The 26,701-nt window shown below is 74.0% G+C and carries 22 protein-coding genes; 21 read left to right on the top strand and 1 reads right to left on the bottom strand.

The window, feature by feature from the left end:
- The first annotated feature begins 146 nt into the window (after positions 1-146).
- Together IT347_14130 and IT347_14135 are read left to right on the top strand one after the other, a co-directional pair.
- A complete protein-coding gene (locus IT347_14130) occupies positions 147-1,799 on the top strand; it encodes a HEAT repeat domain-containing protein (GenBank protein MCC6350720.1) in 1,653 nt (550 codons plus the stop codon).
- Between the two features lie 11 nt (positions 1,800-1,810).
- Entirely contained in the window at positions 1,811-3,220 is a 1,410-nt protein-coding gene (locus IT347_14135) for an HD domain-containing protein (GenBank protein ID MCC6350721.1), read from the top strand.
- Positions 3,221-3,253: 33 nt separating this feature from the next.
- Here the strand turns inward: IT347_14135 and IT347_14140 are convergent, their stop codons facing one another.
- Complete coding sequence (locus IT347_14140; GenBank protein MCC6350722.1) at positions 3,254-4,840, bottom strand: GAF domain-containing sensor histidine kinase; 1,587 nt, start codon at positions 4,838-4,840, stop codon at positions 3,254-3,256.
- A gap of 151 nt (positions 4,841-4,991) precedes the next feature.
- Between IT347_14140 and IT347_14145 the strand changes: the two genes are divergently transcribed.
- The 19 genes from IT347_14145 to IT347_14235 all read left to right on the top strand — a co-directional run bounded on the left by IT347_14145 (position 4,992) and on the right by IT347_14235 (position 26,614).
- On the top strand, positions 4,992-7,019 hold the full coding sequence (locus IT347_14145; protein MCC6350723.1) for a hypothetical protein: 2,028 nt from the start codon (positions 4,992-4,994) through the stop codon (positions 7,017-7,019).
- Entirely contained in the window at positions 7,016-8,017 is a 1,002-nt protein-coding gene (locus IT347_14150; protein MCC6350724.1) for an esterase, read from the top strand. The genes IT347_14145 and IT347_14150 overlap by 4 nt, the downstream gene beginning before the upstream one ends.
- Positions 8,017-8,763 (top strand): ABC transporter ATP-binding protein, encoded by a 747-nt coding sequence (locus IT347_14155; GenBank protein ID MCC6350725.1) that lies wholly within the window; start codon positions 8,017-8,019, stop codon positions 8,761-8,763. Before IT347_14150 ends, IT347_14155 begins: the two co-directional genes overlap by 1 nt.
- On the top strand, positions 8,760-10,322 hold the full coding sequence (locus tag IT347_14160) for a hypothetical protein (GenBank protein MCC6350726.1): 1,563 nt from the start codon (positions 8,760-8,762) through the stop codon (positions 10,320-10,322). Before IT347_14155 ends, IT347_14160 begins: the two co-directional genes overlap by 4 nt.
- A 333-nt stretch (positions 10,323-10,655) precedes the next feature.
- Positions 10,656-11,351, top strand: coding sequence for a hypothetical protein (locus IT347_14165; GenBank protein MCC6350727.1), 696 nt, complete (start codon positions 10,656-10,658; stop codon positions 11,349-11,351).
- Positions 11,352-11,394: 43 nt separating this feature from the next.
- A complete protein-coding gene (locus IT347_14170) occupies positions 11,395-12,135 on the top strand; it encodes a hypothetical protein (protein ID MCC6350728.1) in 741 nt (246 codons plus the stop codon).
- Between the two features lie 128 nt (positions 12,136-12,263).
- Complete coding sequence (locus IT347_14175; protein ID MCC6350729.1) at positions 12,264-12,638, top strand: hypothetical protein; 375 nt, start codon at positions 12,264-12,266, stop codon at positions 12,636-12,638.
- Positions 12,639-12,771: 133 nt separating this feature from the next.
- The gene (locus IT347_14180; GenBank protein ID MCC6350730.1) at positions 12,772-12,939 is read left to right on the top strand and encodes a hypothetical protein; all 168 of its coding nucleotides are present in this window, start codon (positions 12,772-12,774) and stop codon (positions 12,937-12,939) included.
- An 85-nt stretch (positions 12,940-13,024) separates the two neighbouring features.
- Complete coding sequence (locus IT347_14185; protein MCC6350731.1) at positions 13,025-13,705, top strand: 7-carboxy-7-deazaguanine synthase QueE; 681 nt, start codon at positions 13,025-13,027, stop codon at positions 13,703-13,705.
- Positions 13,702-14,400, top strand: a complete 699-nt coding sequence (queC, locus tag IT347_14190; protein MCC6350732.1) for a 7-cyano-7-deazaguanine synthase QueC — start codon at positions 13,702-13,704, stop codon at positions 14,398-14,400. The genes IT347_14185 and queC overlap by 4 nt, the downstream gene beginning before the upstream one ends.
- 3 nt (positions 14,401-14,403) lie before the next feature.
- The gene (gene queD / locus IT347_14195; GenBank protein MCC6350733.1) at positions 14,404-14,769 is read left to right on the top strand and encodes a 6-carboxytetrahydropterin synthase QueD; all 366 of its coding nucleotides are present in this window, start codon (positions 14,404-14,406) and stop codon (positions 14,767-14,769) included.
- A 196-nt stretch (positions 14,770-14,965) separates the two neighbouring features.
- Entirely contained in the window at positions 14,966-15,886 is a 921-nt protein-coding gene (locus IT347_14200; protein MCC6350734.1) for an NAD-dependent epimerase/dehydratase family protein, read from the top strand.
- A gap of 160 nt (positions 15,887-16,046) precedes the next feature.
- Positions 16,047-17,846, top strand: a complete 1,800-nt coding sequence (locus IT347_14205; GenBank protein MCC6350735.1) for a transglycosylase domain-containing protein — start codon at positions 16,047-16,049, stop codon at positions 17,844-17,846.
- The gene (locus IT347_14210) at positions 17,843-19,744 is read left to right on the top strand and encodes a hypothetical protein (GenBank protein ID MCC6350736.1); all 1,902 of its coding nucleotides are present in this window, start codon (positions 17,843-17,845) and stop codon (positions 19,742-19,744) included. The genes IT347_14205 and IT347_14210 overlap by 4 nt, the downstream gene beginning before the upstream one ends.
- A gap of 46 nt (positions 19,745-19,790) precedes the next feature.
- Entirely contained in the window at positions 19,791-20,564 is a 774-nt protein-coding gene (locus IT347_14215; GenBank protein MCC6350737.1) for a class I SAM-dependent methyltransferase, read from the top strand.
- Positions 20,565-20,706: 142 nt separating this feature from the next.
- Positions 20,707-24,315, top strand: a complete 3,609-nt coding sequence (locus IT347_14220; GenBank protein MCC6350738.1) for an alpha-amylase — start codon at positions 20,707-20,709, stop codon at positions 24,313-24,315.
- A gap of 92 nt (positions 24,316-24,407) precedes the next feature.
- Entirely contained in the window at positions 24,408-25,181 is a 774-nt protein-coding gene (locus IT347_14225; GenBank protein MCC6350739.1) for a class I SAM-dependent methyltransferase, read from the top strand.
- A gap of 34 nt (positions 25,182-25,215) precedes the next feature.
- Complete coding sequence (locus IT347_14230) at positions 25,216-25,671, top strand: GNAT family N-acetyltransferase (GenBank protein MCC6350740.1); 456 nt, start codon at positions 25,216-25,218, stop codon at positions 25,669-25,671.
- Between the two features lie 19 nt (positions 25,672-25,690).
- The gene (locus tag IT347_14235; GenBank protein ID MCC6350741.1) at positions 25,691-26,614 is read left to right on the top strand and encodes a hypothetical protein; all 924 of its coding nucleotides are present in this window, start codon (positions 25,691-25,693) and stop codon (positions 26,612-26,614) included.
- The last annotated feature ends 87 nt before the right edge of the window (positions 26,615-26,701 follow it).

Below are 26,701 nucleotides of genomic sequence, written 5' to 3' on the forward strand. Positions count from 1 at the left end.
AAGGTTCGGGGGGAACGCACCGCTCCACCTTATGGAAGGCTGCCTCAGGCACGGGATCGGCCCTCAACCCTTCCCGCCGCAGCGCCGATAACGGGTGGGTCCCGAAGTCCGCGCCTGCCCGGAAAGTCACGCGCCCCGACCCATCCATGTCCCAGGACTCCTCCAGCCCCGCTTCGCGAGGCACCGGTGACGGCTCTCCGGCCGCCCGCAACCTCGCCGAGTGGTTCCGCCAGCTCGACCGCTACGTGCGCATGACCTGCACGTTCGGTCCGGCCGCGCCGAACTGCACGGCGACCCGGGAGCGCGTGCTCGAGGACTTCATGGAGATCCTCGGTTATCACGCGCCGTTCGCGGTCCACTGCACGCCACTCGAGCTCTGGCTGCGCGACGAGGCGATCGTTCGCCCGCCCGCCGCCGCCACGTCGGAAACCGTGGTGCAGCTGGAGCGGAGGATTCCGTTCCTGCTCTATCGCGACGGCATTCGCGCCCTGACCTTCACCCCGAAGACGACCCGCGAGGACGTCGGCGCGCTGCTCGACGCGCTCGCGAAGGTGACGACCGCGCAGGTGACGAACGAAGACCTCGTCACGCTGCTCTGGGAGGTCAACCTGACCGGTTTGCGCGTGGACATCTCCCCGCTGGAGGCGCCGGCGGAACCCGGCGGCGGCCTCGCCGCGGCGTTCGACGACTGGGCCGTGCCGCAGGCGGGCACGGACGTCCTCGAAGCCTGGCGGGCGCTGACCGCCGCCGAGGCGCACGACCGCGAGGCGTTCACCGACGCCTGGCGGCGCGAAGCCGCCGAGCCCTGGACGATGCGGGTGGACGGACTCGTGCGCGGGGTGATGGCGCTCGATCCGAGCCCGAACACCGTGGACGCCTTCGGGCACGCGCTCGTCACCTGGCTGGGCGGCGCCGTCCAGCGCTGCGAGTGGGACGAAGCGGGCCGCGCGCTGGCGGCGCTGCAGGCGGTGGATCCGGCCGGCGAGCGAACCGCCGGCGCGCTCTCGCAGGTGTTCGCGACGCTGGACGCCGAGGCGGTGGCCGAACGCCTGGACGAAGCCGAGCCGGGTCCGCAGGCGCGGTTCTTCGCGCTGGCGGTGCGCCTCGGCCGGCCGGCGCTCGACCTGCTGGTCGGCGTGCTGGCGATCGCGACCCGCGTGAGGCTGCGCGCGGCGGCGACCACCGCCCTCTCGTACCTGTGCGCGGAGGAGCCGGAGCTGCTCGGCCGCCACCTCGCGGACCCGCGCTGGTACGTCGTGCGCAACATCGTCTTCGTGCTCGGTCAGATCGGCGGACCCGGCATCGTGGAGCTGCTCGCCCGGATCGTGCAGCACCCCGACGCGCGCGTCCGGCGCTCGGTCGTGCACGCGCTCGGACAGGCGCCCTCCGAGATGCGGCTGCCGCTGCTCGTCGAGCTGCTCGACTCGGCGGACCCGCAGACCGTCTCGGCGGCGCTCGTGATGCTCGGCCGCGAGAGCGACCCGCGGGTCGGCTCGGCGCTGCTCGAGCGGGTCACGGCGGACGACTTCGCCGAACGGCCCGACGAGGCCAAGGTCGCGCTCGTGACCGCGCTCGGCGAGACCACGGGCGAGAGCGCGCTCCCCGTGCTCGAGGAGCTGCTCCATCGCGGCGGATGGTTCGCGCGGCGCGCGGCCGAGCGCTCCGCCGCGGCGCAGGCGCTGGTGCGCATCGGCACGCCGGCGGCGCTCACGTTGGTCGAAACGGGCCTCTCGGCGCGGGCCGAGGCGATTCGCGTCAGCTGCCAGGACGCGCTCGCGCGCAAGGGGCGTGCGGCGTGACGAGCCCCGGCATGCCCGCGCCCCGCGGCGAGGCCCTGCTGCGTGAGCAGGGCCTGCAGGTCGCGATGCGCATCGTCGCGACCCTGCGCACCGGCCGCTCGTACGCGATCGGCAACGTCGCGTTCACGCGCCAGCTCGAGCAGTTGCTGACGTCGCTCGCGCCCATCCTGGCCGACGCCGGCGAGGTGGTGGTGCTCGCCGACGACGGCGACGTGCAGGTCAACGGCGTGCGCCTTCCGCTGCGCCCGGCGAGCCTGCGCACGCTCGAACAGCTCGCGCAGGAGTTCCAGGTCCGCGAGATCGCCGGCGTCGCCTTCCGCGCCGGGCTCGCGCTCGCCGAGCTCGAGGACTTCATGCGCTACTTCCTGCCCTCGGAGCTCTACAAGGGCGGCGAACTCGCGCAGGCCTGCGCCACGCACGGCCTGCGGCAGGTCGGGCCGCTCGAGGTCGTGGACGCCGGCCAGGCGCACGGCGGTGCGAACGGCGCGCCCGCCGCGCCAGCGGAGGCGGCGACGGAGTCGCTTTCGCCCGGACTCGCGCGCGCGCGACACAACGCCCGGTTGCTGCTGGGCGGCGATCCGGGGCCGCGCGCGATCGAGCTGCGGCACCTCAAGCGCGTCACGCAGCCGCTGGTGGATGCGGTGACCGGCGAAGCGGCGGGCACGCCCGCGTTCCGACCCGATGCGGCCCCCGACGGCTGCGAACACGCGCTGAGCGTGGCGCTGCTCGCCATCGCGATCGGCCTGCGGCTCGGGCTCACCCGCTCCGAACTCTCCGAGCTCGGCGTCGCGGCGCTGCTGCACGACGCCGGCAAGGACGCCGTCGCCGGCCAGGTCCGCCACCCGTCCGCGGGCCGCTCCCCCGCCGAACGCGCGGGCGCCGAAAGCCACCCGCTCGAGGGCCTGCGGCGCATCGCGCTCTCGACCACGCTCAACGCCACCTCGCTGCTCGCCATGCGCGTGGCGCTCGAGCATCACGCCGGCGGACCGCACGGGTACCCGTCGCTGCCCGCACACTGGCGGCAGGCCCCGGCGTCGCAGGTCGTGGCGATCGCCGACGCGTACGTGTCGCTGACCGAACCGCGCACGGGCGGCGGGCCGGCGCTCGATCCCTCCGCGGCCCTCGGCTGCGTGCTCGGACCGCTCGCGGATCGCTTCCACCCGGCGCTGCGTGCGGCGCTGGTGCGCGTGCTCGGCGTTCATCCGCGCGGGCAGGTGCTCGAGCTCGATGACGGCTCGCTCGTCCGTTCACTCGGCGGGCGGCCCGAGGATCCTTCGCAGCCGCTCATCGAGTGGCTCGCGGGCGCCGACGGCGAGCCGGCCCGGACCGCTCTGCCCGCGGGCGAGCCGCTGCCGGCCGGGCGATCGGTGCGTCGCGCGCTGCCGCTGAGCGAGTGGCCATCCGCGGGGCGAGCCGCCTAGCACGGACAACCGCCCGCGCGTGACGACCGGCCGTCAGGCGGCCTGGGCCGTCTCCTCCGCTTCGGCGACGGGCATCGGCAGCTTGATCCAGAACGTGCTGCCCTCGCCCGGGCGGCTCTGGACGCCGACGTGTCCGCCGTGCAGCTCGGTCAGGCGCTTGACCAGATGCAGCCCGAGACCGAGGCCGTTGCGGCCCTCGCCGTCGGCGCCGGCGCCCTGACCGAACAGCTCGAAGATGTGCAGCGCCGTCGTCGGCGCGATGCCCGGTCCGACGTCGTTCACGTCCACGCGCAGGAAGCGGCCGTCGGTGCGCGTGCGCACCGTCACGGTCGAGCCGCGGGGGCTGAACTTGACGCCGTTGACGAGCAGGTTGACGACCACCTGCCGGACCTTGACCTCGTCCACCGGCACGATCGGCAGGTTCGGGTCCAGCTCCGTCGCGACCTCGATGCCGTACTTGCGGGCCAGCACGCGCGTCGTCTCGATGGCGTTCGTGACGATCGCGTTCACCGGCACCGCGCCGAGCTTGAGCACCATGGTGCCGCTCTCGAGGCGCGACAGGTCGAGAATGTCGTCCACCAGGCCCAGCAGCCGCTGCGCTTCGCCGCGCAGGCGGCCCACGAACTCGCGCGCCTGCTCGCGCGTCAGGCGATCCTCCTGGTCGCCGAGCAGCTCGGCGTAGGCGATCACCGAGCTGAGCGGCGTCTTGAGCTCGTGGCTCGCGGTCGAGAGGAACACGTCCTTCATGCGGTTCAGTTCGGAGAGCTCCTCGACGTCCTCCTCGAGCTCGCGCGCCCGGGATCCGAGCCGCTCCAGCATCTCGGCGCGATCGATCACCGCCGCGATGTGCGCGCCGAAGACGCGCAGCACCTCGAGGTGGTCGTCGCGGAACGGATCGGGGTTGTGGATGCGGTTGACGTTGAGCACGCCGACGACGCGGTCCCCGAGCGACAGCGGCAGCGACAGGGCCGAGGTGATCGTGCGTTCGGTCTTGTAGTAGCGGCCCAGCTCCGTGTTGGGCGGCTTCTCGCCGAGCAGCAACGCCTGGTTGCGCATCGCGACCCAGCCGGCGATGCCCTCGCCGACGCGGGCCCGCGCGCCGCGGGCGAATTCCGACTCGAGGCCGTGCGAGGCGCGCGTCACCAGCATGCCGGTCTCGGGGTCGAGGATCATGATCGAGGCCTGCTGCGCCTTGAGCGTCGAGACCACGCGCCGGACGATGATCTCGAGGATCAGGTCGAGCCGCAGCTGCATCTGCAGCGTGGTCGAGGCCTGGAACAGCGACGACAGTTCGGACAGGCGCGACTGCACGTCCTCGCGCTCGTGGGTCTGGCGGTCCATCGCGTCGCGCATGAGGTTGATCTCTCGCTGCTTCGTGACCGTGTAGAGGATGAACAGCAGCACCAGTCCGACGAGCGCCACCAGCGTGGTGATCGGTTCGCGCACGAGCGGGATGTCGGCGAACGCGGGCGAGGCGCCGATGATGTCGGCGAGCGGCAGGTAGAGCGCCGGGATCGTGACCGCGAGCGTCAGCAGCAGCAGGAACGTGACGCCCCACAGCAGCCAGCCCGCGCGATCGAGCTGCTTCCAGTTCGGTGATTTCGGCGATTCGGCGGGCATGTCGGCTCCTGAAGGCGCTGCCGGAAGGGGATGTCCCTCGCGTTTTCGGCCGATCGGTCGGCCGGGTTGAGAGCGGATCGCGCGCCCGCGACCGGGCGGCCGGAAGCTGGCGGGCCCGCGCGACCCCCGGCTACAGTGCGCGGCCGTGCCCGTGAACCCCGCCAGAAGCCGCTGGCCGGCCGCGCTCCTGCTGGCCGCCGGCGTGATCGCCCTTTACGCGGGCGCGCTGCGTTCGGGGCTGCTGAATGACGACTACCTGTTCCTCGAGGCCGCCGCGGGGGGGCCCTGGGCGCCGGCGGGCGGGGCGCTGGCCAACTACTTCCGGCCGCTTTCGCGGCAGTTGTGGTTCGGGGTGCTCGGGCCGCTGGCCGGCGGAAATCCGCTGGCGCTCCATCTCGCGAACCTCGCGCTCTTCCTTGCCGCGCTCGCGCTCCTGGCGGACCTGCTGCGCGCCTTCGCGCCGCGGGCCGGCGTACTGGCCGGCCTGCTCTACTTCGCCGTGCTGCCGCTTCAGCGCGTCAACCTGACCTGGATCTCGTGCTGCCAGGACCTGCTCGCGCTGGTCGGCGCGCTCGGCGCGCTCGCGCTCTTCCGCCGCGGCCGTGACCGGCTGGCGCTGCTCGCCTTCCTCGCGGCGGTGCTCGCGAAGGAATCGGCGACGCCGCTGCCGGCGCTGCTGTTCGTGTGGGCATGGCGACTCGAGGGCTCCCGGCCCGGCGCGGCGCTGCGCCGCGTCGCGCCCTTCGCGGCGCCGCTGCTCGTCTGGGCGCTCGGCGAGCTGGCGCTGCGCGCGCGCGCCGCCGCGCCCGCCGCGCTGCACTTTGGCCTCGCCGAGTTCGCCGCCGCGTGGGCGCACCTCGCGCAGTCGCTCGCCGGGCTCGAGGCGCCCGCCGGCACGCTGCGCGCGCTCGGCGGGACGCTGCCTTCGTTCGCGGCGCTCGCGGCCTTCAGCGCGCTGGCGCTGTGGGCGCCCTCGGACGCGCCCGCGCAGGGACCGCGACCGGCCATGCACGCGGGCCACGCGAATCTCTTCGGGCTGGCCTGGCTCGTCGCGTTCGCGATCCCGGTCGCGCCGGTCGTGCGCGCCTGGAGCGCCTACTTCTACACGCTGGCCGCAGTGGGCGGCGCGGTGCTGGTGGCCGCGCATGCCGCGCGGCTGTCGCGATGGGCGCTCGCCGTCGCGGTGGCGGTCGCCCTGTGGTGGCACGCGGCGGCGAGCGCCGCGCCGTCGTTCGCGGTGAGCGAGAACGCCTGGGGCTGGACCTCGCACCTGACGGCGCACTACTTCGCGCGCGGCGCCGCGCTGTCGGCGCGGCTGCGCGCGGCGCTGCTGCGCGTCGCACCCTCGCCGGCCCACGGCACGCGGTTCTTCCTCGCGACGCTGCCGCCCTTCGCCGGCTTCCAGATGGGCAACGGCGCCGCGATCCGCGCGGCCTACCGCGACCCGTCGCTGGAGTCGCACTTCTACTCGGAGTTCTCCGCCGCCACCGCCGGCGAGGCGCCGTGCGTTTTCCTCTACTGGAACGGCCTCGACTTCGAGCGCCTGTACGCGAATGCGCGCGATCCGTTCTTCCAGGTCGGCGCCGACCTGCTGCTGCTCGATCGCCCGCGCGGGGCGCTCGACGCGTTCCGCCGCGGCAGCGAGGCGGGGGAGCTGCGCGAGGACCTGCTCTACTGGTCCGGCTGGGCGCAACTCTGGAGCGGGCGGCGCGCGGCGGCCGAGGCGGCCTGGTCGGAGTTCGGCGCCGCCGACGACACGACGATGTACCGGGCGTGGATGCGCGGCGCCGTGACGGCGCTCGCCGAGGGCGACACGACCGGCGTGCGGCGCTGCCTGTTCGGCGCGCTCCGATCGGGCGTCGGCCGGCCCGAGGTGCACGCGGCGCTCGCCGAGCTGCTGCGCGGGCGCAGCCCCAAGTTCGCGCTGCTCGAGTCGAAGGTGACCGCGTTCCTGCTGCCGGGCGACCTGTCGGCGCGCGCCGCGCTGGTTTCCGGGCTGCTCGCGGCGCGGCTCGACGACCCGGCACGCCAGGAACTGGCGGCGATCGCAGCGACCCGCTCCGAATGGAAGTCCGACACGACGATCACGCGCCTCGAAGCACAGCTCGCGGCGCGCACACCCGGCGTACGCGGCGTGGCCACGCTGCCCCTTCCGCCGGCACCCCGGGAGGACCGATGAGACGAGGACGCGTGATGCTGGTCGAGTTCGACAGCGACATCCTGCGCGGCAATCCAGCCGGAGATCCGCACGTGCGGCGCATTCCGGTGTGGATTCCGCCCTCGTACGACGTGGAGCCCGCCCGCCGCTATCCGGTCGTCTACGTGCTCAGCGGCTTCACCGGGCGCGGCCGGATGCTGCTCAACGACAACGCCTGGTCCCCGTCGCTCGACGACCGGCTCGACGCCCTCGTCGGCTCGGGCCGCTGCGGCGAGATGATCGTCGTCATGCCCGACGCCCTGACGCGCTACGGAGGCTCCCAGTACCTCGACTCGGCGGCGACCGGCCCGTACGCCCGTCACCTCGTCGCCGAACTCGTGCCGTGGGTGGACGCGAACTTCCGCACGCGCGGCACGCGCGAGGCCCGCGGCGTCGCCGGCAAGTCGTCTGGCGGCTTCGGCGCGATCACGCTCGGGATGAAGCACGCCGACGTCTTCGCCGCGGTCGCCTGCCACAGCGGCGACATGTACTTCGAGTTCTGCTACGGACCCGACCTGCCCCGGGCCTGCTCGGTGCTCCAGGAGGCGGGAGGCCCGCGGGCGTTCCTCGAGGCCTTCGAGCGGCGGCCCCAGAAGGGCAAGGACGACTTCCTCGCCCTCAACATCCTGGCGATGGCGGCCTGCTATTCGCCCGACCCTGCCGCCGAGCTGGGCATCGCGCTGCCGTTCGACCTCGCGACCTCGGCGCTGCGCGACGACGTGTGGGCCCGCTGGCTCGAGCACGACCCGCTGCGCATCGCCGCCCGCCACGCGGAGGCCCTGCGCTCGCTCGCGCTGCTCTACCTCGACTGCGGGACGAAGGACGAGTTCCACCTGCACCACGGCGCGCGGCGCATGACGCGCGAGCTGACGAGGCTCGGCGTCACGCACACTTACGAGGAGTTCGACGACGGGCACATGAACGTGCCCTACCGCTACGACACGAGCCTGCCGATGCTCGCGCGCGCGCTCGGGGCCTGATGTCGTCCGCGCCGGTCCGGCTCTCGATCCACGGCCTGCAGCGCCGCTTCGGCGCGCACGTCGCGGTCGCCGACGTCTCGCTCGAAGTGCGCGCGGGAGAAATCGTCGGCTTCCTCGGCGCCAACGGCGCGGGCAAGACGACGACGCTGCGCTGCGCTTCGGGGCTGCTGCGCCCGCACGCCGGCCGGATCGAGGTGGACGGGCACGATCTGTGGCGCGCGCCCCGCGAGGCGAAGGCGGCGCTCGGCTTCGTGCCCGACCGGCCGTACCTCTACGAACGCCTCTCGCCGCCCGAGTTCCTCGGCTTCATCGCCGCGCTCTACGGCGTGCCCCCGGCCCTCGCCGAAGCGCGCATCCACGCGCTGCTCGGCCGGCTCGCGCTCGGCGACGCCGCCGACGCGCTCATCGAAGGCGCCTCGCTCGGCACGCGGCAGAAGATCGCGGTCGCGGCCGCGCTGCTGCACGAACCGCCGGCGCTGCTGCTCGACGAGCCGCTCGCCGGGCTCGATCCGCCTTCGGCCTTCGTCCTGAAGCAGCTCCTGCGCGAGCGCACCGCCGCCGGCGCCGGCGTGCTGGTCTCGACGCACCAGCTCGAGGTGGCCGAGCGATTCTGCGACCGGGTCGTGATGCTGCGGCGCGGGCGCGTGGTCGCCTCCGGCACGCTCGCCGAGCTGCGCGGTGCGCGCGGCGACGCCACGCTCGAGACGCTGTTCCTCGAGCTGGCGGCCGAGCGGACGGAGCCGTGAACGTCGCGGGCGTCGTCCGCAGCCGCCTCGCGCTGGTGCGCGCCTGGCTGTGGACGCGCTCTCGCGGGCGCCTGCGGCCGCGGGCGGGCGTGGCGACGGCGGCGCTCGCGCTGCTGCTCGCCGCCGCGCTCGGCGCCGCGCTCGCGATGGCGTTCGGCGGCCTGCGCTCCGCCGGGCTGCCCGAGGCCGGGGCGCGGGTTCTGCTCGCCTGGCTGTTCACCGCGACGCTGACCGGCGTGCTCGTCTTCGACCTGCACGAAGCGCTGGCCGCGCTCGTCACCGCCCCCGACCTGGACCTGCTGCGCGCCGCGCCGCTCTCGCCGCGCGCGCTCACCGCGCTCCGCCTGCTGGACGCGCTCCCGCGCTCGCTGCCCATCGTGCTCACCCTCGCGCTGCCCGCGACGGCGGCATTCGCGAGCGCCTACGGCCTGCGCGCGCCGGATCTGGCGGGCGCCGTGCCGGCGCTGCTCGCGCTGTGGCTCGCGCCCCTCGGCGCCGGGCTCGCGCTCGCGCTGCCGCTCGCGCGCGCGCTGCCGCCCGCGAGGGCGCGCGACCTGCTCGGCATGCTCGCGACCTTCGCGCTCGTCGCGGCCTGGCTCGCGAACGCGCTGCTCGTGCCGCGCGCCGGGTTCGACGAAGTCGCGGCCGGCGCGATCGGAGCACTGCCCGCGCCGCCGCGCTGGCTGCCCTCCACCCTCGCCGCGCAGGCGCTCGCGACGGATGGACCCCGCGCCGGGGCGATGGGCTGGCTCGCGCTGTCGGCCATCGCCGGGCTCGCGCTCGCCTGGTGGAGCACGCGGCGGCATCTCGAGGCGGCGCTCGACCGTTCCCAGGAGGCGCCGCGCCGGCTCGTCGTCGCGCGCGGCCGGCTCGTGCGGGCCACGCTCGCCGGGGCCTTCCTTTTCCGCGACGCACGGCTCTTCGCGCGCCAGTGGACCGTCGCGGCCGACGTCGTCGCGGCCTCGCTGCTGTGGATGCTGCTGCCGCTGCTCTCGGCCCCGCTGCTGCCGGCGCCCGAGCGGGAGCTCGCGCGCTCGATGCTCGTGCTGCTCGCGGTCGGCATCGGCTACGAGGTCGGGGCGCGGGCGTTCGCGCTCGAGCGGGGCGGCGTCGCGTGGGCGCGCATCGCGCCGACCGGCGCGATGCGCTGGGTGCTGGGCAGGCTCGCGGGGGTCGGCGCGCTGGCGGCGGCGATGCTCGTGCCGGCCGGCGCGGCGGTGATGGTCGGCTTCCACCTGCCCGTCGGCGCGCTGGCGCCGCTGGCGGAGTGGACGCTGTCGGCGGCGGCCGTCTCGATCTCGCTCGGGCTGCTGACCGGGGCCGCCTTCGCCGACCCGGACTGGAACCACCCCAGGGCCATGCTGAGTCCGGCCGGGCGACTGGCGGGAACGGCGCTCCTGCTTGTGCAGGCCGCTGGCTGGCTTGGGCTTGCCTTCTCGGGACTGGGCCCGCCCGCAGGGCTGCTGCTGGGCTCGAGCCTGGCAGTCGCCGGCATCGCCACGGCGGGCGCCGGACTGATCCTCTCGCGGCGCGACATGGGGACCGGCCAGAGTGTTTAGCGGGGCTGAAAGACCTTCGCTCCTGCGATTTGCGCAAACATATGCGGTGAAGGCAACTATGACGTTGCGGCAGGGCAGTCTCTCGGCGATACTGGCGCCCGAACAGCCGCCACCCGCAAGCGGCGAAGCGCGCTGACACCAGATTCCTGATGTGACGTTGCCGGAACAACGCTCTGACCCCAGCGGAGCGTCTTCCTGTTCGTAGATCGTTGTCCGAGGACGTGGCCCCCGCTCCCACGCCTGCGCATCCGCGAGTGCGCGGCCTCCTCGGGTTCGACGAACGGAAAGGCTCGACCGACTTCGCTGTTGGGTGAAACCACCGGGAGGTGCTCGATGAAGAGACTGCCACGATTGGTGTTCCTTGCCGCACTCGTCCTCTTCGCCGCGCCGGCACAGTCGGCCACGCGGGAGTTCCTGTGCGGCTTCACCGGTTACGACTACGTCGTGCCCGCGATCCCCGGCGGCGGAGCGATTCCGACGCCCTTCCTCGCGCTGAACGACGAGTATTGCGCGGTCGGCTTCGTGACCTCGATGAGCCCGCTGCTCGCGGGCGTCACGAACGCGGCGGACGAGCACACGTTCCACCTCGCCGAGGCGATGGCGTCGTCGGTTTACTGGGACGGCCAGGTGCTCGAGGTGGTGTTCGCGCCGCACGCGCGATTCCGACTGTACGAGGACACGAACCACAACGCCGTCTACGGCGTGAACCCGGTGAACGCGACCTCGCCGTCCACGTTCATTGACGGCACGCTGATCCTCGGCGCCGACATCACGAACCTCGTGCTCGTGTACGACTACACGATCAACTCGGGCAACTTCGATTGCCAGGCGTCGCTCGACGAAGGCTCGCAGCTCGGGGCCGTGCCGGCCGCGCAGCGCGCGGGCTGGGTCATGAGCGGCACCGCCGGGCGTCCGAACTCGACGATCCCCGAGGGCTACGTGAACCAGCTGAGCGGCGAAGTCCAGATTCCCTCCGTGACCCCCGCGGCGCATCGCTCGTGGGGCTCGATCAAGCGCCTTTACCGCTGACCAGACCTGACATCCGGGCGTCTCGCCCCATGGGAGGTAGGACATGAAGAGGTACATCGGGTTGGCGGCTCTGATCGCGGTGCTCGCGCCGGCGGTCATGGCTCCCCTCGCCAATGCCCAGTGCGTTTCGGGGACCGGCACGAACATCCTGCTGAAGTGGGATGCCAACGGCTTCTCGTCGGAAGGCCCGGCCGCATACACGGGTTACGTCTCGCCCGCGGGCAACGTGCTGACCAACGTGCTCGCCGTGTCGCTGTTCTGCTCGCCGCTGGCCGCGCTGGACCCCAACAATCCGGCGCTCGAGTACACGATGGTGTGGAACGGCCTGGTCTCGAGCGGCACGACCACGGCGCCCTTCGGAGCGAGCGGCACGCGCTACACGACCGTGTACACCGGCGGCACCTTCGCGCTCTACGAGGGTCCCGTGAACGCGCGGCCGTACACCTCCGGGACCGTTCCGCTTCCCGGGGTGGCGCTGCCGCAGTACGCCGAAGGCACCGTGATCCTGAGCGGGCCGATCGACTCGCTGGTCACGCAGGTCACGGTCAGCAGCCTCGGCAGCGTGAGCGGCTCGTTCCGTGGCAAGTACCGCGTCACGGGCGGCCCCTACCTGAACCAGTTCTGCGCCGGAGTGCAGGTCGCCGCGCTCATGGACGGCCTGTGGTACGCGCAGAATCCGCCCGCCGGCTACACCGGACACAACAACGGCAAGTTCGACGCTCCCGACTGCTCGACGCCCACGAGCAACAGCAGCTGGGGACGCATCAAGACGCTGTATCGCTGACGGCCCCCTTGCCGTCCTCGCGCCCGGCGCCCATGGGGTGCCGGGCGCGATGCTTTGCGGAGCCCGCCCGGGCGCCGGTCGCACCGCACGCTTGACGGATCGCGGCCCCGGCTCCAGAACTCCCCGGCATGGCCGATCCCGTTCCGCCCCGCCGCGTGCTCGCCGTCGTGCCCGACCTCTTCTTCGCGAGCCGGATCGCGGCGACCGCCAAACTCGCGGACGTGGGCGTCGCGTTCGTCCCCCTCGCCGGCACGCACGCGGCGTGCGCGGCCGCGCCGCCCGACCTGCTGATCGTGGACCTGCACGCGGGCCCCGAGGTGCCGGTTCTCCTGCGCGCGCTCAAGGCCGACGCCGCCACGGCGGCGGTGCCGCTCGTCGGCTTTCACTCGCACGTGGACATCGAGACCCGCAAGGCGGCGCTCGCCGCCGGGCTCGATCGGGCGCTGCCGCGCTCGGCGTTCGTCGCCCGCCTGGCGGACCTGCTCGCCGGACGCGAAGCCTGAACCGCGGGAGCGGCCGGGCGCGGGAGCCACGGGCTTCGCGCGACCGGCGGACCGCGAGCCGTTTTCGCGCCCCGCGACGGGTGGCTATACTCCCGCGGCCGTCCCACCACCCCCGCGAGGATCGAGAGTCGCCATGACGAACCCCACGACCAGCCGGAACGACGCCGAGCGCGCCTACATCTCGTGTCCGGGCTGCGGCCGGCACGACTGGGTGCTGTGGCCGGCCGGCCAGGACGCGTATCACTGGAAGTGCTTCAACTGTCACAAGCAGTTCGATCTTCACCGGGGCGCGGCGCACTGAACCGCGCCCGACCGCGGACCCGGCAGCCGGGTCCGCGGCGTGCCGGGATGCTCCATCCGCGGCGCCCCGCGCGCCCGGAGCGGCCATGAAACCCACCGCTTCCGCCACGACCCTGCGCATCGCCGAATCGTTCCTCTCGCTGCAGGGCGAGGGCCCGACCGCCGGCACGCCCGCCCACTTCCTGCGCCTGCAGGGTTGCGACGTCGGCTGCCGCTGGTGCGACAGCCGCTACACCTGGGACGCGGCCCGCGGCGGGGAAGTACCGCTCGAGCAGGCGCTCGGCGCATTGCGCGCGCTCGGCGAGGCGCCGCTGCTGGTCGTCACCGGCGGCGAGCCGCTCGAGCACCCGGGCGTGCGCGAGTTGCTCACGGCCGCGCTCGGTCTGTGGCCGCGCGTCGAGGTCGAAACCAGCGGCCTGCGACCGCCGCTGCTCACGCACGCGCGACTGGCCTACAACTGTTCCCCCAAGCTGCCCTCGGCGACCGACCGCTGGGAGGAGACGTGGGGGCACGCCGCGGCGTTCGCCTGCGATCCGAACACGACCTTCAAGCTCGTGGTCGGCGAGGACCCCGACACGGCGGACGCGCTGCGCCTGGTCGCGGCGTGCGCGCTGCCCCGCGCGCGGGTCGTGCTCATGCCCGAGGGCCTGACCGACGCGGCGGTTCACGCCCGCGCGCTCGCGCTGGCCGAAGTGTGCAAGCGGGAGGGCCTGCGTTTCGGGCCGCGCCTGCACGTCTGGCTGTGGGGCGCGCGGAGGGGCGTGTGAGCGCGCGCGCGGTCGTGCTGCTCTCGGGCGGGCTCGATTCGGCGACGTGCCTGGCGTGGGCACGCTCGCGCGGCTTCGAGTGCCGGTCGCTGGCGTTCGACTACGGCCAGCGCCACCGCGTCGAGCTCGAGGCGGCGGCCCGCGTGGCGGCGGCGCTGGGCGCGGTGGACCACCGCGTCGTGCGCGTGGACCTCGGCGCGATCGGCGGCTCCGCGCTCACCGCCGACCTGCCGGTGCCGCGGGGCCGCGACGAGGCGGCGATGGCCGCCGAGATCCCGGTCACCTACGTGCCGGCGCGCAACACCGTCTTTCTCGCGATCGCGCTCGGCCTCGCCGAGACCCTCGGCAGCGCCGACCTCGTCGCGGGCATGAACGCGATTGACTACTCGGGTTACCCGGACTGCCGGCCCGAGTTCGTGCGCGCCTTCGAAGCGCTGGCACGCCTCGCGACGCGCGCCGGCGCCCACGGAGCCCGCTTCACGGTGCACACGCCGTTGATGCAGCTCGACAAGGCGGGCATCATCCGGCTCGGCGTCTCGCTCGGCGTGGACTACTCGCTCACGCACTCGTGCTACGATCCCGCGCTCGACGGCCGCGCCTGCGGCGCCTGCGATTCCTGCCGGCTCCGCGCGAGGGGTTTTCGCGCCGCGGGAGTCCCCGATCCCACCCGCTACGTTTCATCACCCGAGGACTGACGTTTGCGCGTCGAACTGACCCGGCGATTCCGCTTCGAGTCGGCCCACCGCCTGCCGATGGTGCCGCCGGAGCACAAGTGTTTCCGCGTGCACGGGCATTCGTTCCGCGTGGACGTTTCGCTTTCGGGCGAAGTGGACCCGCAGAAGGGCTGGCTCGTGGACTTCGGCGAGATCAGCGCCATCGTCGAGCCGGTGCTGAAGCAGGAGCTGGATCACCGGCTGCTCAACGACGTGCCCGGCCTTGGGAACCCGACCTCCGAGGTGCTGTGCGGGTGGCTGTGGAAGCGCCTGCAGCCGCTCGTCCCGCACCTGTCCGCCATCACCGTCCACGAAACCTGCACCGCCCGCTGCACCTACCGCGGCGAATAGCCGCGCCGCCGCCGCTGCCGCGCGGTCGGAAGCGGGACCCTCACACGATTGTCCGCAACCTGACGCGCCGGCGGGAATGGAACCCGCATCGGGAGCGTTGAAACCCGCGAACGACACACGCACCCCGAGAATTTCGCTTCGGGATGGCCCGCCGGCGGCCGAGACCTCCGGCGAACCCGATCCCCGGGAGCCCGAAATGAGCAAGCACCGCGTATTCGTCACTGGAGCCACCGGCTACCTCGGCAGCGCGATCGCCGCGCGACTCGCGCGCGCCGGCCACGAGGTGACCGGCCTCACCCGCGACCTCGCGAGCACCTCCACGCTCGAAGCCATGGGCGTCCACCCCGTGGTCGGCGACCTCGCCGACGCCGAAAGCTGGATCGGCGTTCTTCAGAACTGCGACAGCGCCGTGCACGCGGCGTTCGACGCCAGCACCGGAGCTTCGGAAACCGACCACCACGCCCTCGAGGCGTTCCGGGTCGCGGCGCTCGACGGACGGCTGCGCCGCGTGCTCTACACGAGCGGCGTATGGGTGAACGGGCCGACCGACGGCCAGGTGCTCGACGAGTCCGCACCGATCCGGCCGCTCGAGATCTCGCAGTGGCGCGCCGCGCACGAGGAGGTCGCGCTCGACCTGTCCGCGCACGAGGTCGCGACCATCGTCCTGCGCCCCGGCATGGTGTATGGCGGCGGCCGCGGCATCCTCGGCGCCTGGTTCGCCGAAGCGCAGCACGCCCGGACCGTCACCTATCCGGGTGACGGCTCGCAGCACTGGGCCATGGTCCACCGCGACGACGTCGCCGAGGCCTACGCGCTGGCGCTCGAGGACGGCGAAAGCGGGCAGCGCTACCTGCTGTGCGACGACTCCCGGCACACGGTGAAACAGCTCGCCGAGGCGGCCGCGGCCGCCGCCGGCGCGACCGCGAAGCCGCTGCCGGCCGACGAGGTCGTGCGGACCCTGGGCGTCTTCGGCAAGGCGCTGCTGAGCGACGCGATGTTCACCTCGGCCAGGGCCCGGCGCGAACTGGGCTGGGTGCCGCGCCACGCGTCGTTCGTGAGCGAGGCGCCCAGGCTCTGGCGCGAGTGGACCGAGGCACGAGCGGCCGCGGTTTCCTGATCGCCGGGCGCCGCACGCCCGACGACTCCGCGCGCGGAACGCGGTCGCCGGATCCGCCGGGCGGCCGCCGAACTCCGACCTTCCGGCCCGGCAGGCCATTCCGCCGGGCCGCTCCCGCCCGTGGCGCGTCCGCGGCCCGCGCGGTTAACCTGCCGGGCGCATGAAGATCCTCCGCATCGCCCGCCCCGTCGCGATCGTCCTCGCGGCGCTCATCGCCCTCGGCGTCGCCGCCTTCGCGCTCCTGCGGCCGCTCGCCGCCTCGCGCATCCGCGCGCTGGCGCGTGCGCGCGGGCTGGAGCTCACCTGGCGCCGCTTCGACCTCGGCTGGCCGGCGCGCGCCGATCTGCGTGGCGTCGTCGCCCGGCGCGAAGGCGGCGACACGCTGTTCACCGCCGCGGTCGCCGGAGCCCGGCTGCGGCTGCTGCCGCTGATCACGCTGCACGTGCGGCCCGATGCCGTCTCGCTCGACGGCGTGCGGCTGCACCTGCCGACCACGCAGGCGGCCGACCTCGACACGCTCGCGCCGGCGCCCGAGAGCGGCGGTCCGCCGGTCGCCCCGGCCGTACGCCAGCGGGCCGAGGCGCTGGCGCGCGCGCTGCTCGCGCCGGCCCGCGAACTGCCCGCGCTGCGCGTCAGCGACGTCGCCGTCACGCGCGGCGACGACAGCCTGCTCACCCTGGAGGCGCTGGCGCTCGACCGCGAGCCGGCGGCGACCCATCTGGCGTTGACCGGCGCGTGGTTCGGCGAGGACCGCGTGCCGTTCGACCTGCTCGTGCGCTGGCAGGACGACGACCGGCTCACCGGTCGCGCGCAGTTCGACGTTCCCGAACCGGGCAACCCGAACGCCAGGCCGCTGGTCGTCAGCTTCGACGGTCGCGTTTCGCAGGACGAACGGGGGCGCGAGCTGCGCATCGCCGACGGCTCCGCGCTGCGGATCGGCGACGAAGGCGACCGCATCGAGGGGGTCGTGGACGGCGTCGTCGCGCTCGCCGGTCCGCGCTTCCGGCTGGACCTCGCGCTCACGAGCCTGAGCGAGAAGCGCATCCTCGCCAGCGTGCCGCGCGCGCTGCTCGGCCCGCTCGCGGGACTGGAGCTGCTCGGCACCTTCGACTGGCGCGCCGGCTTCGATCTCGACTTCGCACGGCCCGACAGCGTGAGCTTTCACGCCGACGTGATCCCGCACGGGCTGGCGCTCGATCACGCGCTCTCGCGCCCCTCTCCGGCGGCGCTCGCGCGGCCGTTCACCGCGCGCATCCTGCTGCCGCGCGGCCGGGTCGTGACGCGCGAGATGTCGGCGGTCAATCCGCATTTCCGCACGCTCTCCCGCATCAGCCCCTACCTGCGCGACGCGGTGCTGACGAACGAGGACGGCGCGTTCTGGAACCACCACGGCTTCAACACCGGCGCGATCGCCATGGCGATCGCCGCGAACCTGCGCGCCGGCGCCTACAAGCGCGGCGCGGGGACGATCACCATGCAGGTCGCGCGCAACCTGTGGCTCGGCCACCGCCGCACGCTCGCGCGCAAGGGGCAGGAGGCGGCGATGGCGTGGGTCGTCGAGCATCTCTCCGGCCTCACGAAGGAGCGCCTGCTCGAGATCTACCTCAACATCATCGAGTGGGGCCCCGACGTGCAGGGCGCCGACGAGGCGGCGCGGTACTTCTTCGCGACCGACGCCGCCGGGCTGTCGCTCGACGAGAGCCTGTTCCTCGCGATCGTCGTGCCCAGCCCGGCAAAGTGGCGCTGGCGCTTCTCGTCCGACGGCACGTTGCGGCCGTTCGCGCGCGCGCAGATGCATTTCATCGCCGGCAAGATGGCGGCCAAGGGCTGGCTCGATCCGGAACAGGTCCCGCCCGCCGACTCGATCCGCGTGACGCTGCGCGGACCCGCGCGCGCGCTGTTCGCGGCGCCGGCGTTGACCGCGGCGCCATCCGACGCCCCGCCCGGGCCTGCTTCGTGAGCCGAAGGGGCCGGCGGACGGCGAAGGCTCCGCCGCCCGGCGCGGGCGCGGCCTCCGCGACCCGCGCCGCGCCCGTGGACCGCCCGGGCGCGCGCCCCCCGCCGGCCGCCGCCGGCGGCTGGCTCGCGCGCGCCTGCCTCCTTTCGCCGCTCGCGGCGCTGGCGGCGCTCGCCTGGTCGCTGCGCGGCGCGCCGCTCGGAACGCCGGTCGCCGACGACTTCGAGTTCCTCCGCCGACTGCAGCTTCCGGGCCCGCCGGGCCTGCTCGACTCGATGGGCGCGACCTACTACTGGCGGCCGCTCTCTCGACAGGTGTGGTTCACGCTCATGGCTCCGCTGCTCTCGGCCGCGCCGTGGGCCGTCGCGGTGATCCACGTGGCGATCCTCGCGCTCACGGCCGGGCTGCTCGCGCGCATCGCCCGCCGCGTCGTGCCCTGGCCCGCGGCGGCGCTGGTCGCCGCGGCGGTGATCGCGAGCGAGCCGGCGCGCGTGCTGGTGGCCTGGCCGAGCGGCAGCCAGCACCTGCTCGCGGCGCTGGGCATCGTGCTGACCACGCACGAAGTCCTCTCGGGGCGGCGCTGGACGGCGGCGCTCGCGGCGTGCGGCGCGGCGCTCTCGCACGATCTCGGCGCGCTCGCCTTCGTCGTGCTCGGCGCCGGCGGACTGCTGCGCCGCGAGGGCCGGCGGGCGTGGATGGACGCCGCGCTCGCGGCCGTGCTCGCCGCGCTGTGGCTGGCGGGTTACCGCGCCGCCCTCGCGCACGGCGTCCAGCTGCCCGCCGGCGGACTGGCGAAGCTCGCGGGCGCCTGGCCCGCCGCGCTCCGGCTCGGGCTCAAGGCGGGGGTCAACGTCGAGACGCTGCCCGCCCTGTACGCAGGACCGCTGCGGGCGGTGACGGCGATCCTCTTCGTGCTGGCGATCGCGCTGCTGGTCCGCTCCGCGCTCGCGAATCGCGAGCGCGCCGCCACGGCCATGGTCGCCGCTTCGCTGCTGATCGCGCTGCTCGGCTTCGCGGCGCTGGCCCCGCTGCTGCCCGACTGGAACGCCTGGCGCGCGTGGGTGCCGGTCGTGGCGCTGGCCTTCGCGATGAGTCTCGCCGCCGCGCGCGCGCACCTGGCGCTCGGTCTGGCGCTGGTCGCGCTGCGCGTCGCCGCGCTCGCGGGCGCGGAACCGGCCCGGCGCGTGACCGGCGATCCGCCGCCGGCGGTTTCGGATCTTTCGTTCGCGCGGCTCGCGCGCATGCAGAAGGTGGTGGCCGCGACCGGGCCGCTCGTGCGGGCCGCGCCGCACGGCCGGAACTGGAAGGTCGTCTACCTCGGCCTGCCCGAAATGGCCACCAACGGATTCCGGCGTGACGCGGCCGTGCAGGTCTGGTCGCGCGACACCTCCACCCGTTTCATCGCCTACGAGAACGACGGCGTCGCCTTCGACAGCACCGACCTCGCCATCTCCTACGACACGCGACCCGGCCGCCGGCTCGCCTTTCCGCTGTCCGTCGAAGCCCGGCGCGACTGGCGCCTCGGCATCGCGGCCATGAGCCGCAACGACGAATCGGGGGCCCGCGACCTGTTCGCGCGCGCACTGGCCGCGCAACAGCCCGAGTCGCCGTCCATGGTCGCGAACGTGCTCCTCAACCTGGCGATCCGCGACGTCGCGCGCGGCGAGCTTCGCACCGCGGACTCGCTCAGCCGCCGCATGTACGAGGTCCGCGGAACGACGCCCGAGCAGCTCGCGCTCGACGCGCTCATCGCGATCTCGCGCGGCCGGCTCGACCAGGGCCGGCAGCTCGTGGGCATGAGCCTGCGCATGAACCCCAACGGCACGCTCGGCCGCAGCGCGCTCTCGTTCCTCGAGCAGGCCGAGACCGGGAAGGGCGCCGGCGCCGCGGCGCCGCGCTGAACGACGCGCCGATCGCCTTCGGCGCACGATGAACGGGAGGCTGGCGATGGATGTCCGGGAGTTCAATCAGCGCGCGTGGGACCGTCAGGTGGAGCGGGGCAACCGCTGGACGGTGCCCGTCGGTCCGGACGTGATCGCCGACGCGCGCGCGGGGCGCTGGCAGGTCCTGCTGACGCCGACGCGCGCGGTGCCGCGCGAATGGTTCGGCCCGCTCGCCGGGCGCGACCTGCTCGCGCTGGCCTCCGGCGGCGGCCAGCAGGCGCCCGTGTTCGCCGCCGCCGGAGCGAACGTGACGCTGCTCGACAACTCGCCGGCGCAGCTCGCGCGCGACCGCGAGGTGGCCGCGCGCGACGGCCTCGCGATCCGCCTCGAGCAGGGCGACATGCGCGACCTGTCGCGGTTCGCCGACGGCTCGTTCGATGTCGTCTTTCACCCGGCCTCGAACGCGTTCGTGCCCGACGTGGGCCCGGTCTGGCGCGAGTGCTTCCGCGTGCTGCGGCCGGGAGGGCGGCTGCTCGCGGGCTGGGTGCAGCCGGCGCTCTATCTGTTCGACGACGCCGAGGTGGACCGCGGCGAGTTCGTCGCGCGTTACCCGCTGCCCTACTCGGACCTCGAGGCATACACCGCCGAGCGGCTCGCACGCATGGAGGCCGAGGGCGAACCGCTGTCGTTCGGGCACACGCTCGAGCAACAGGTGGGCGGACAGCTCGAGGCGGGCTTCGTGCTCGCGGCGCTCTACGAGGACCGCTGGCCCGAGCATCCGCTCGACCGGCTGCTCGCGCCGCTCGTCGCGACCCTGGCGATCCGCCCGCCCGCCTGAGTCGGCGCCCCGCCCGCCCGGGCGCGGCCGCGCCCCCGCCTCCCGCGTTCCCCGGCCCGGCGCGCGGACGCGCGCGGCGCGGGCCCGACGGCCGCGCAAACCGGCTGTTATGCTGCCCGCCAACTTCCGCCCCGGGGAACCCATGTCGCGCGATCTGCCCTTCGAGTTCCACGTCTCGCGCGCGGCGCGCGAGCGCTGCGCGTTCGACGGCATGCTGCTCGCCACCGACGGCCGGGTCGTGCTCGGCCGTCCCGAGGAGGCACGGCGATTCGCGCTCGCCCTGACGCGCGCGCGCGGCGGCGCGCCCGTCGCATCGGCCGCCGACCTCTACGCGATGGGCCTGCTCGACGAGGCGATGCACCTCGCGGTCGCCCGCTTTCGCGCCGAGCGCGACCCGCGGGCGATCCTCGACGCGCTCGACTGGTTCGCCGCCCGGCTCGGCCGCGAGGCGCTCGACCGCACGCTCCTCGCGTTCACGGACGAGTTCCCGCCGCTCGCGGTGTTCCGCGGGGCGCGGCCCGCCGCCGAGTGGCTCGCGGGCACGACCGCCGGCGTACCGCACCGCGCGCTCGCGCTCGAGGAGCTGATGATGCTGTGGCTCACGGCCGCGAACCCGGCGTGCGGCGGCTACCTCGAGCTGTTCGACGACCGGCCGCTGGCCGCGGCGACCGCCTACCCGCGGCTCACCGCGGCGCTCCGCGAGTACTTCGAGACGCGGCCGCACTTCGGCCCGGGCGGCGCGAACCTGCTGGACTTCCTGCGCGCGCCCGCGCTCGCGCGGCCCGACTCGCTGTTCGCGCAGCTCGAGTTCGTGCGCGAACACTGGGCGTGGCTGCTCGGCGACCTGCTGTCGCGCGTGCTGGTCGGCCTCGACGTGCTGCGCGAGGAGGCGCGCTGGTTCGAAGCGCGCGAACACGCCCGGCGGCTCGCCGCTCGCGGCCAGTTCGGCGGCGACTCCGGCCCCGGAGCCGTGCCCCGCTACGGCGCCGGCGACGTCGAGTACGAACGCTTCAGCGACGACGAGGAGTGGATGCCGCGCGTCGTGCTGCTCGCCAAGAGCGCCAACGTCTGGCTCGACCAGCTCGCGCGCCAGTACGGCCGCGAGGTCCGGCGGCTCGACCAGATTCCCGACGAGGAGCTCGACCGGCTCGCGGCCTTCGGCGTCACCAGCCTGTGGCTCATCGGCCTGTGGGAGCGCAGCCCCGCTTCCATGCGCATCAAGCAGCTGTGCGGCAATCCCGACGCGGCCGCCTCGGCGTATTCGCTGCGCGATTACGCGATCGCCGCCGAGCTCGGCGGCGAGGACGCCTGCCGGTCGCTGCGCGATCGCGCGGCGGCTCGCGGCATCCGGCTCGCGAGCGACATGGTGCCGAACCACATGGGCCTCGATTCGCGCTGGGTGATCGAGCACCCCGAGTGGTTCCTGCAGCTTCCGCACAGCCCCTACCCGGCCTACACGTTCAACGGCCCGGACCTGTCCGACGATCCGCGCGTCGAGCTCAGGATCGAGGATCACTATTACGACCGCAGCGACGCCGCCGTCGTCTTCCGGCGCGTGGACCGCGGCAGCGGCGAGCAGCGCTTCGTGTACCACGGCAACGACGGCACCAGCTTTCCGTGGAACGACACCGCGCAGCTCGACTACCTGAACCCGGCCGCGCGCGAGCAGGTGATCCGCACGATCCTCGACGTCGCCCGCCGCTTCCCGGTCATCCGCTTCGACGCCGCGATGACGCTCGCGCGCCGGCACGTGCAGCGCCTCTGGTATCCCGAGCCCGGCGGGGGCGGCGCGATCCCCTCGCGCGCCGAGCACGGCATGACCTCCGAGCAGTTCGCGCGGGCCATGCCGCACGAGTTCTGGCGCGAGGTCGTGGACCGCGTCGCCGCCGAGGCGCCCGGCACGCTGCTGCTCGCCGAGGCCTTCTGGCTCATGGAGGGCTACTTCGTCCGCACGCTCGGCATGCACCGTGTCTACAACAGCGCGTTCATGAACATGCTGCGCGACGAGCAGAACGCGAATTACCGCGGCGTCATCAAGAACACCATCGAGTTCGACGCCGACATCCTGCAGCGCTACGTCAACTTCATGAACAACCCCGACGAGCGCACCGCCGTGGACCAGTTCGGGCGCGGCGAGAAGTACTTCGGCACCTGCACGCTGCTCGCGACACTGCCGGGCCTGCCGATGTTCGGCCACGGCCAGATCGAGGGCTTCGAGGAAAAGTACGGAATGGAGTTCCGGCGCGCGCAGCGGATCGAGCAGCCCGACGAAGGACTGGTCGCCGAGCACTGGCGGCGCATCGTGCCGCTGCTCCACCGCCGCGCGCTGTTCTCGGGCGCGCGCGAGTTCCGGCTCTACGATTGCTTCACCGACGGCGGGACGGTGAACGAGGACGTGTTCGCCTACTCGAACCGTCGCGGCGACGAACGCGCGCTGGTCCTGTACCACAACCGCTGGGCGCAGGCGCGCGGCTGGATCCGGCTGTCGGCGGCGTTCGCCGTGAAGCACGAAGGCGGGACGCGCTCCAGCCGGCGCGTCTCGCTCGCCGAAGCGTTCGGCCTCGAGCCTCAGCGCGCGCCCTGGATGCGCTGCCGCGACCTGGTGAGCGGGCTCGAGTTCCTGCACCGCACGCACGACCTGGCGCAGCACGGCTACCCGGTCGAGCTGGAAGGCTACGGCTCCCGCGTGCTGCTCGACTGGCGTGAAGTCCACGACGACGGGCGCCCGTGGGGCGAGGTCTGCCACTCGCTGCAGGGCCGCGGGGTGCGGAACCTCGACGAGCACCTGATCGAACACGAGCTCGCGCCCGTGCAGCATGCGCTCGCCACGGTGCCCGAGTCGCTGGCCTTCGCGGCCGCGCGCGCCGAGCTCGCCGCGGACGGGAGCGCGGACGCCGGCGCGCATCGCGCGGCGCAGCGGCGCGAGGACTTCGAGCGGCACGTGCACGAGTTGATCGCGCGCGCCCGCGCGTTCACGCACGGACCCGGCGGGCGCATGGCCGGCCTGGGCGATCCATGGACCGGCAACGAGCACGCCGCCGTGCGCGAAGCCGGCGAGGCGTTCGCCGCGCTGTTGCGCGTGCCCGCGCTGGTGGCGGAGCACTCCTGGCGTGCCGGTTCCGAGGCAGCCGCGGCGCTGCCGCTCGCCCCGCTCGGCGAAGCGGCCGGGAATCCGCGCGCGGCCGCGCCGTGGGTGGTCGCGTGTGCGTGGCTCGCCGCGCGCGCGCTCGGCCGGGCCGCCGACGCCGTGAACCCGCAGGAAGCCGCGACGCGCCTGTTCGACGCGCTGCGCCTGCGCCGCGGCGTGTTCGACGCCTTCGCGTGGCGGAAGCTCGGCGAGAGCGACGAGGACCGCTGGCGTGCGGCCGCGCTCGTGCACGCCGCGCTGGCGCACCCCCGCTGGCGCGCTGGCGGCGATGCGGACGCCACCCCGCCCTGGCGCGACGACGACGATGTGCGCTGGCTGATCGGCGCGAACGAACACGAAGGCGTCCGCTGGTTCGCCCGCGAGGCGCACGCGCGCTTCTGCGGGTGGCGTGCGCTCCCGGCCCTGCTCGCGCTCGCCGCGAAGAGCGCGTCTGTGCCTGCCGATCTCGCCGTCATCGAGAACTGGATCGGGCGTGAGCTGGCCCGCGCCGAGGCGAGCGCCTGGAAGCTCGACGCGCTGCTGGCCGGGGAGCCGGCTGCCGTCGCGCCGGCGGAACGTTCCGCCCGCCGCGATTCGAAGACGGGATCGAGGCCGCCCTCGTGAGCCGCGGTTCGGACGAGCCCCGTCCGCAAGTGCCGGCGGCCGCCGCAAGCCCCGGACCGGACGACCGCTGGGTCGCGGGCGAAGCCTACGAGATGTACATGGGCCGCTGGAGCCGGCTCATGGCGGCCGCGTTCCTGGACTGGCTGCGCCCCGAGCCGCGCGGCCGCTGGCTCGAGTTCGGCTGCGGCACCGGCGCCCTCACGGCCGCGATCCGCCACTCGTGCGCACCCGAAACGCTCGTCGCCTGCGATCCGTCGGAAGCCTTCGTCGGACACGCGAGAGCCCGCTTGCCCGATCAGCGCGTGTCGTTCCTCGTCGCGGACGCGGGCGCGCTCCCGCGGCTCGAGGGAGGATTCGACGCCGTCGTCTCCGGCCTGGTGCTCAACTTCGTGTCCGACCCCGGCGCCGCCCTGGCCGCCGTGCGCGCGCGCCTACGGCCGGGCGGCGTCGCCGCCGCGTACGTCTGGGATTACGCCGAAGGCATGGAGTTCCTCAGGATTTTCTGGGACGAAGCCGCCGCGCTGGACGAACGCGCCGCGGCGCTCGACGAGGGCGTCCGCTTCCCGCTCTGCCGCGGGCCGGCGCTCGCGGAACTCTTCCGCGAAGCGGGCCTCGGCGCGGTGCGCTGCGAGGCGATCGAGGTCGTCACCGAGTTCGCCTCGTTCGAGGACTACTGGAGTCCGTTCCTGCACGGCACCGGTCCGGCACCCGCCTTCGTCGCGACGCTCGCCCCGCGGGAGCAGCATGCGCTTCGGGACCGGCTCGCCGCCCGGCTCACGGCCGAACGCGACGGTCGCATCCGGCTGCGCGCGCGCGCGTGGGCGGTCCGCGGGACGGCGCCCGGCCCGGCACCGGCGGGCGGGTGATGCGCCCCACGAGGCTCCGCTGAACCACGGCCGCATGGAGATCCGGCTCGACGACCTGCGCGGCCCCGAGATTCGCGCGCTGCTCGAGGAGCACCTCGCGAACATGCGCCGCATCTCGCCGCCCGAAAGCGTGCACGCGCTCGACCTGGACGGCCTGCGCCAGCCCGGAATCGCCTTCTGGACCGTGTGGGAGAGCGGCGCGCTGCTGGGCTGCGGCGCTCTGAAGGAGCTGGACGCCCGTCACGGCGAGATCAAGTCCATGCGCACCGCCGGGTCCGCGCGCCGCCGAGGCGTCGCGCGGGCGCTGCTCGCGCACATCCTCGCCGAGGCGAACCGCCGGGGCTACGCGCGGCTCAGTCTCGAGACCGGCTCGCAGCCCGAGTTCGAGCCCGCGCGGCGGCTCTACGAGAGCTTCGGCTTCGCTCGGTGCGGGCCATTCGCCGGCTACACCGACGACCCAAACAGCGTGTTCATGACGCGCGCGCTGTAGGACGACCCACGGAGGCCCCATGCGCGTCGCGATCCTCAGGTGCGCGAGGCTGCCCAGGTTCGTCACCTGGGAGGTGCCGAACCTCGACGAGTATTTCGCCGACGAACGGCTGCTCGCCGCGGCGTTCACGGGCCTGGGCGCCGAGTCGGACATCGTCGCGTGGAGCGACCCGGCGATCGACTGGGGCCGGTACGACCTCGCCCTCGTCCGCAGCACGTGGGACTACATTGACGACCTCGCCGGCTTCCTCGCGGCGCTGGCGCGCATCGAGGCGTCGCGCTGCCGGGTGCTGAACCCGATCGAGTCCATTCGCTGGAACGTGGACAAGGCCTACCTGGTCGAGTTGGCCGAACGCGGCGTGCCGGTGGTGCCCACGCGCCTGGCGTCGTCGGCGAGCCCCGAGGAACTGCAGGCGTGGGTGCTCGCCGGAGGCAACGCCGGCTCGGTGATCAAACCGCGCGTCGGAGGCGGCGCCTGCGGCGTCCGCAGGGTCGCGGCGACCGAAGTGGCCCGCGAGCTGCGACGCGACATGGCCGCGGCTCCGGGCGGGGACTTCCTCGTCCAGCCGCTCATCGAGGGCGTGCTGGACGAAGGCGAGTACATGTACGTCTTCGTCGGCGACGCCTTCACGCACGCCCTGCTCAAGAAGCCGGCCCCCGGCGACTTCCGCGCGCACGGCATCTATGGCGGCAGCACCGACCCCGCCACACCCGCCGGCGACGACCTGCGCCAGGCCGCCGCGATCCTCGCGGCCCTGCCGTTCGAACCGCTTTACGCCCGGCTCGACCTCGTGCGCGTGGACGGGCGGCTGTCGGTCATGGAAGCCGAGCTGGTGGACCCCATCCTGTACTTCCAGAACGCCCGGGAGGGCGCGAAGCGGCTCGCGGCGGCGGCGCTCGACCGGCTGGCCGCCGACAACCTTCGCCGGTCCGGCCCGCGCTGAGCGTCGTTCGGACGCGCGGCGCGCGCGGCGGGCAGGAAGTGCTGGCGTCGCGCGGCGCGAGCAGGCAGGGTTCCCGCAGGCAACCGC

The sequence above is a fragment of the Candidatus Eisenbacteria bacterium genome, from assembly GCA_020847735.1.
Classification (GTDB): Bacteria; Eisenbacteria; RBG-16-71-46; order RBG-16-71-46; family RBG-16-71-46; genus CAIXRL01.

Bases quoted from the DNA above. Each gene is read 5' to 3' on its own strand.
- IT347_14205 (MCC6350735.1), top strand. From the start codon at position 16,047: ATGAAGATCCTCCGCATCGCCCGCCCCGTCGCGATCGTCCTCGCGGCG.
- IT347_14235 (MCC6350741.1), top strand. From the start codon at position 25,691: ATGCGCGTCGCGATCCTCAGGTGCGCGAGGCTGCCCAGGTTCGTCACC.
- IT347_14220 (MCC6350738.1), top strand. From the start codon at position 20,707: ATGTCGCGCGATCTGCCCTTCGAGTTCCACGTCTCGCGCGCGGCGCGC.
- IT347_14200 (MCC6350734.1), top strand. From the start codon at position 14,966: ATGAGCAAGCACCGCGTATTCGTCACTGGAGCCACCGGCTACCTCGGC.
- IT347_14140 (MCC6350722.1), bottom strand. From the start codon at position 4,840: ATGCCCGCCGAATCGCCGAAATCACCGAACTGGAAGCAGCTCGATCGC.
- IT347_14185 (MCC6350731.1), top strand. From the start codon at position 13,025: ATGAAACCCACCGCTTCCGCCACGACCCTGCGCATCGCCGAATCGTTC.
- IT347_14150 (MCC6350724.1), top strand. From the start codon at position 7,016: ATGAGACGAGGACGCGTGATGCTGGTCGAGTTCGACAGCGACATCCTG.
- IT347_14180 (MCC6350730.1), top strand. From the start codon at position 12,772: ATGACGAACCCCACGACCAGCCGGAACGACGCCGAGCGCGCCTACATC.
- IT347_14170 (MCC6350728.1), top strand. From the start codon at position 11,395: ATGAAGAGGTACATCGGGTTGGCGGCTCTGATCGCGGTGCTCGCGCCG.
- IT347_14165 (MCC6350727.1), top strand. From the start codon at position 10,656: ATGAAGAGACTGCCACGATTGGTGTTCCTTGCCGCACTCGTCCTCTTC.
- IT347_14175 (MCC6350729.1), top strand. From the start codon at position 12,264: ATGGCCGATCCCGTTCCGCCCCGCCGCGTGCTCGCCGTCGTGCCCGAC.
- IT347_14215 (MCC6350737.1), top strand. From the start codon at position 19,791: ATGGATGTCCGGGAGTTCAATCAGCGCGCGTGGGACCGTCAGGTGGAG.
- IT347_14225 (MCC6350739.1), top strand. From the start codon at position 24,408: ATGTACATGGGCCGCTGGAGCCGGCTCATGGCGGCCGCGTTCCTGGAC.
- IT347_14135 (MCC6350721.1), top strand. From the start codon at position 1,811: ATGCCCGCGCCCCGCGGCGAGGCCCTGCTGCGTGAGCAGGGCCTGCAG.
- IT347_14230 (MCC6350740.1), top strand. From the start codon at position 25,216: ATGGAGATCCGGCTCGACGACCTGCGCGGCCCCGAGATTCGCGCGCTG.
- IT347_14130 (MCC6350720.1), top strand. From the start codon at position 147: ATGTCCCAGGACTCCTCCAGCCCCGCTTCGCGAGGCACCGGTGACGGC.
- IT347_14155 (MCC6350725.1), top strand. From the start codon at position 8,017: ATGTCGTCCGCGCCGGTCCGGCTCTCGATCCACGGCCTGCAGCGCCGC.